Source organism: Kineococcus sp. TRM81007, assembly GCF_022669155.1.
Lineage (GTDB): Bacteria > Actinomycetota > Actinomycetes > Actinomycetales > Kineococcaceae > Kineococcus.
The window spans coordinates 1-5,268 of the sequence record NZ_JALBVB010000027.1 but is presented as its reverse complement, the minus strand read 5'-3'; the positions used below and the strand labels follow the sequence as shown (position 1 = coordinate 5,268).

At 69.6% G+C, this 5,268-nt stretch carries 5 protein-coding genes; 3 read left to right on the top strand and 2 right to left on the bottom strand.

Going from position 1 to position 5,268, the window contains the following annotated elements; genetic code table 11:
* Positions 1-109: 109 nt before the first annotated feature.
* Both MN205_RS01885 and MN205_RS01880 read right to left on the bottom strand, forming a co-directional pair.
* Positions 110-931, bottom strand: a complete 822-nt coding sequence (locus MN205_RS01885; RefSeq protein WP_242123770.1) for a sugar phosphate isomerase/epimerase — start codon at positions 929-931, stop codon at positions 110-112.
* Between the two features lie 84 nt (positions 932-1,015).
* The gene (locus MN205_RS01880; RefSeq protein WP_242123778.1) at positions 1,016-2,278 is read right to left on the bottom strand and encodes an IS110 family transposase; all 1,263 of its coding nucleotides are present in this window, start codon (positions 2,276-2,278) and stop codon (positions 1,016-1,018) included.
* A 366-nt stretch (positions 2,279-2,644) separates the two neighbouring features.
* On the opposite strand from MN205_RS01880, the gene MN205_RS01875 reads away from it, so the two are divergent.
* The 3 genes from MN205_RS01875 to MN205_RS01865 form a co-directional block, all read left to right on the top strand.
* On the top strand, positions 2,645-3,049 hold the full coding sequence (locus tag MN205_RS01875; RefSeq protein ID WP_242123776.1) for a cupin domain-containing protein: 405 nt from the start codon (positions 2,645-2,647) through the stop codon (positions 3,047-3,049).
* Positions 3,050-3,315: 266 nt separating this feature from the next.
* Positions 3,316-4,608, top strand: coding sequence for a DUF3500 domain-containing protein (locus MN205_RS01870; protein WP_242123774.1), 1,293 nt, complete (start codon positions 3,316-3,318; stop codon positions 4,606-4,608).
* A 211-nt stretch (positions 4,609-4,819) separates the two neighbouring features.
* Positions 4,820-5,268 (top strand): hypothetical protein (locus MN205_RS01865; protein ID WP_242123725.1); only part of this gene is annotated, 449 nt, incomplete at its 3' end.

The window sequence follows — 5,268 nt, the reverse complement described above, 5'->3', positions numbered from 1 at the left end:
CGGTCATCCCGCTGTCGTGGACGTCGACGACGTCGCGGTCACGGCTCCCCCGATCCGCGCGGTCGTCGCCGAGCGGCCACGTCCGAAACGCGGCCGTTCAGTCGAGCGCTCAGCTGAGGAGGTCCTCCACGATCGCGCGCTGGACGGCCAGCCCCGCCCACTCGTCGTCGCCGACCGCGTCGTAGACCAGGGCCAGCGGACCGCTGTACCCGGCGTCGAGGATCGAGGACAGGCTCTCGCGGTAGTCCACCTCGTCGACGTCGCCCCCGTCCCAGTGCGCCTTGGCGTGGCAGGTCTCCGCGTAGGGGGCGACCTCGGCCAGGTCGGCGTACTTGCCCGGACCGCTCCAGTTCCCCAGGTCCACCAGCAGTCCCACCGCCCCCTCGAGGGGGTCGAGGACAGCCCGCACGTCCGCGGCGTCGCGCGTCACGTCACCCCAGTTCTCGGTGACGACGCGCAGGTCCCCGGCACGGGCGGCGATGCGCCCCAGCGCCGCGGAGCTGTCGGCTTGCGCGGTGCCGGTGCGGGTCTGGCCGGCCACCACTCGGATCCGGGTGGCTCCCAGAGCGGTGGCGTCGGCGAGGTAGGAGGAGATCCACGCCTCCTCGCGCGCGGCCTCGCTCGGGTGGGTCAGGTCACCGTCGTCCACCAGCAACGCGTCCAGCACGACACCGGCCTCGGCCAGCGCCGCGCGCAGTTCGGCGAGGTAGCCGGCGTCGCGGTGCGGGAGGTGGAAGTGGCACACCTGCACCGTGCGGTAGCCGTGGTCGCGCAGCGCCGCGGGCAGCTCGAGCAGCGGCAGCCCGGCGGGTTCGGTGGTGGTTCCGGCCCGGAAGCGGCCCAGGGTGCGGTCCAGGGACCAGGCGTGGACCGCCGCGGCCCGCAGCAGGTCGTGGCCGGGGCCGGGATTGGTGTCATCGCTGACCGTCATGTCCCCAGCATCCCGCACGCGCACCTCCCCGCCCTCGGCCGGACCTCACGCCCCCGGGCATCGCGGTCATGGCTCCCTTCTGTGTCAAGGGTGGGGTCGAACAGGGGTCTTGCGGCTTCGTCGGCGGGTGGCGACGATGGACGTGGCGGGTCCGGGAAGTGACTTCTCCGAAGAGCCGGTGCCGGGGTCCGAGCCGGTCGCGCTGGAGCCAGCAGCCGTCCCCGCTTGTCCTCCCGGGCCCGTCAGCAGCACCTCAGCAGCCGTGACCTCGGCGACGTCGTCAACGATGCCTTCTTCCGGCTCGGCCGGGCTCGTGGTGGCCTGCGCGTCGGCGACCATCTGCCGGTAGACCACGTCCGACAACCGCCGCTTGAGGCAGCGGATGGCCTCCATCGACGTCTTGCCCGCCGCCAGCTTGCGCCGGTAGTACGCCCGCCCCTCGGTGTCGTGGCGCATCTGCACGATCGCCATGATGTGCAGGACCCGGTTGATGCGCCGATTGCCCGAGCGCGACAGGCGGTGGCGGTTGTTGTCCCCGCTGGAGGCATCGATCGGTGCGGTGCCGTTCCAGGACGCGAAGTGCGCCTTGGTCGGGAAGCGGGCGATGTCCCCGACATCACCCAGCAGTCGCGCCGCGCCCGAAGGGCCGATGCCGTTCAACTGCAGCAGACCCGAGCCGGTTGCGGTGATCAGCTCGGTCAGTTCCTTCTTCGTCGCCTTGATCTTCTTGTCGATCACCGCCAGCTCGGCGATCTTCTCCGCCGCCAGCGACCGCCGGGTCCGCCCGACGATGTCGCGCGGGCGGACGGTGGCCAGCAGTGCTTTGGCCTGCGGCGCAGTCAGGAAGACCTTGGCCCCGCCGGGCAACAACTCCAGCAGCAACTTGTGGATGCGGTTGATCAACTGGCTGCGAGCCACTCCCAGCTCATCGCGACGATCGACCAGCAGACGCAGCGCTACGTTCTCGGCATCAACCTCGACCCGACGCAGGACGGGAGTTCGCAAGGCGACCAGGGCGATGGAGTGCGCATCGGTGACGTCGGTCTTGCGGCCCTGCCCGGTGGAGAACACCCGCGCCCGCGCGGACAGCTTCGCCGGCACGTCCAGCACCTGCTCGCCGTCGGCGACCAAGCGTTGGGCCAGGTGCTTGCCGATGCCGCCCGCGCCTTCGACCGCCCAGACCCGCTGCGGCCAGGCGCGCCCCGCGGTGAGCATCTCGCGGTAGCCGGCGGTGCCGGTGGTGAAGCGAGCACCACCCAGGATGCGTTCACGTCGATCGAGGACCTCGATCGTCGCCGAACGTTTGTGCGGGTCCATCCCGATGATCACACCGGAGTCGACGTCCATGCCGCGTCTCCCTCTCATCGCCGCCGGCCGCACCAAGGCGGTAGGGCCGCTCCTGCTGACGAGGTCGGGCAGCGCTACTTCGAGTGAGACAGACCCTTCTTGAGCCACGCCCCCGTCGGGCGGCGCCCGACGCTCCGCACGCCATGTGAGAGCCACACCCACCGGGGGTGGGCAGCCGATATGAGAGCGTCACGCCGGGCACCTCGGCTCCAGCCTGGCCGGGCCGTCACCGTGAGGGAAGTCAACAAGTAGCCGATGAGCGAGCCGCTGCGAGCAGTCCGACGAGCGTGCGCGGTGGCCCACCGCGGCGCCCAGCACGCGAAGCCGTGCGAGGGTGGAAGGCACCGTCGACCCTTAAGGAGCGCCATGGACAGGTCACCGGTCGTACGACGCTTCGACGAGGCGGACGAAGAAGTGTGGAGCGACGAGCGCGGCAAGTTGAGCTTTCGCACCCTCCTCGGCGACGGATCCACCGCGACGCGCGACCTGACCTCCGGCGTGGCCCGTCTGGGCCCCGGCGGCTTCCTGGCGCTGCACCGGCACGCGGTGCCAGAGGTGTACCACGTGATCAGTGGACGGGGCGTGGTCACCCTCGAGGGCACCGAGCACGACGTGCATGCAGGCGCGGGCGTTTACATCCCCTCCGACCTCGTGCACGGTATCCGCAACGCGGGAAAGGAGACGCTCGAGTTCGTCTTCGTCTACCAGGTCGACGCCGCCGACCAGGTCGAGTACGTCTGGGTCGATCCCGCGCAGCCGGCGCTGGAGTGATCGACGTCCGCGTCCGTCAGGGTCAGGCAGGGCAGGCCCGTTTGCGATGGTGCGAGTGTTGACCCATCGGGCGTACTCCCCGGACACGGCACCGGTCATGCACCGTTTCGCTGTGGCGCCGATCGCGTGGTCTCGTCGAAGAGCGAGCGTTCGACTGAGGCCTGCGCGCTGTCGCGGAGCACCGCTGAGTCAGCTCCCACCGATGCACCCGCCCCGCCTTGACTGCTCACAGCTTCTGCAAAGCACAGATGTCCACCGTGAGTGCCATGACGGAGATCGACGCGACCCCCGCTCCCGCACCACGACGACGACCTGCGCGGGCTCGTACCACTTGGATGGCCGCCGTGCTGCTGGCCGGGGGCCTCACCCTCACCGGGTGCAGCACCACGAGCACCGACACAGCGACCAGCTCGACGGCGAGCAGCTCCACCTCCAGCTCGATCACGGACGCCGCGGCCGCATCGACCACCGACGCCACCACCACCGCTCAGACCATCAGCGACACCGCCGCCGCGGCCGAGGCCTTCCTGGCCACCTTGAGCGAGGAGCAGCGCGAGGCGGTGCTCTACGCCTACGACGACGAGACCAAGACCACCTCCTGGTCGAACTTCCCCGTCACCTTCGTCGAGCGCGCCGGGCTGAACCTCACCGACCTCACCGCAGAGCAGCAGAGCGCCGCCCTGGCCGTGCTCGAAGCACTGCTCAGCGACGAGGCCTACCAGACCGTCACCGCCATCATGGGCGGGGACGAGTACCTGCTCGAGAACTCGAACTCCACCGAAGAGAGCCTGGGCCAGTACTACATCGCCTTCTTCGGCGACCCCTCCACCACCAGCTCCTTCGAGGTCCAGTTCGGCGGGCACCACCTGGGCATCAACGCCACCCTCGATGGCACCTCCGACGCGATCACCTTCGCCCCGACCCACCTGGGGGTGCAGCCGGCTGTCTACACCGACGCCGACGGCAACGAGGTGCAGCCCTTCGACGGCATCTACACCGACGCGTTCGCCTTCTTCGACAGCCTCACCGCCGAGCAGCAGGCGACCCTGACCTCGGGTGAGGTCAGCTCCTGCGCCCCCGGCGACACCTGCGACTTCGCCACCGGCACCGGGTTGACCGGCGCCGAACTGACCGAGGAGCAGAAGCAGCTGCTGCTCGAGCTCATCGCCAACTGGGCGGGCATGGCCGACGAGGAGAGCACCGCCACCACCCTCGCCCAGATCGAGGTCACCCTCGATGACACAGTCGTGGCCTGGTCGGGCGAGACCACCTACGACATGAGCACCGGCGACGGGATCTCGTTCTCCATCTCCGGGCCGAACGTCTACGTCTCCTTCCAGGCGCAGAACGGGTCGGCAGGCGCGGACGTCGACGGCGTCACCACCAGCGGGTGGGGCCATGTGCACACCATCTACCGCGACCCCACGAACGACTACGCCGGCAGCGTCACCCAGCAGGCCGCATTCGGGATGGGCGGCGGCGCAGCACCCGGCGGCGCAGCACCCGGCGGCGCAGCACCCGGCGGCGCAGCACCCGGCGGCGCCCCGTCCGGCGAATGACGACTACCCGACCACACCGGCCCTTCCCACGCTGGTAGGACTATGACCTCGACACCACTGAACGTCATCAGCGGGCAGGGCGACTTCACGGTCATCCCGCGTTCCGCGCGGTCAACGACCCAGCGATCATGTCGAAAAGCAAGCGATCGCTGAGCGCGGCGATCACCTGCATCACCCGATGCGAGGCGGGCGGGCATGCCACAGTGCAGATGTGGATCAAGCTCACCTCACCGACTCACACAACGTCGTCGTGGCCATGGACTACGGCCAGTTCGACCTGTGGACCGACTACTGGAGCGACGACCTCGACACCGAGGCTCTGCTGCAGCGAGCCCTCAAGGGCGACCACATCGCTCAGGAGCGCCATTGCCTGGTCATCACCTGCCCGCACCAGAACAACTTCGAGATGCCCTTGACGCTGGAGCGCTGGAGCGCGCCGGCTGAGGATGACCTGCAGGACTGGCAAGAAGCCTACGAAGCACACCTCAGCGTCAGCGAGTACGGCCTCTACTACCAGTCCCCGACCCTGGAAGGCACCCAGCTGCCCGTGCCCAGCGGGGAGTACCACGCGCTCATCACCGGTCGGCGCTTCATCACCCGCGGCTGGCCAGGCTCCACCACGCCCGGAGACGAATGGCGCATCCGCCTGTGGCCCTCCAT

Coding starts and splice junctions, on each gene's coding strand:
- MN205_RS01885 (WP_242123770.1), bottom strand. CDS start 931: ATGACGGTCAGCGATGACACCAATCCCGGCCCCGGCCACGACCTGCTG.
- MN205_RS01880 (WP_242123778.1), bottom strand. CDS start 2,278: ATGGACGTCGACTCCGGTGTGATCATCGGGATGGACCCGCACAAACGT.
- MN205_RS01875 (WP_242123776.1), top strand. CDS start 2,645: ATGGACAGGTCACCGGTCGTACGACGCTTCGACGAGGCGGACGAAGAA.
- MN205_RS01870 (WP_242123774.1), top strand. CDS start 3,316: ATGACGGAGATCGACGCGACCCCCGCTCCCGCACCACGACGACGACCT.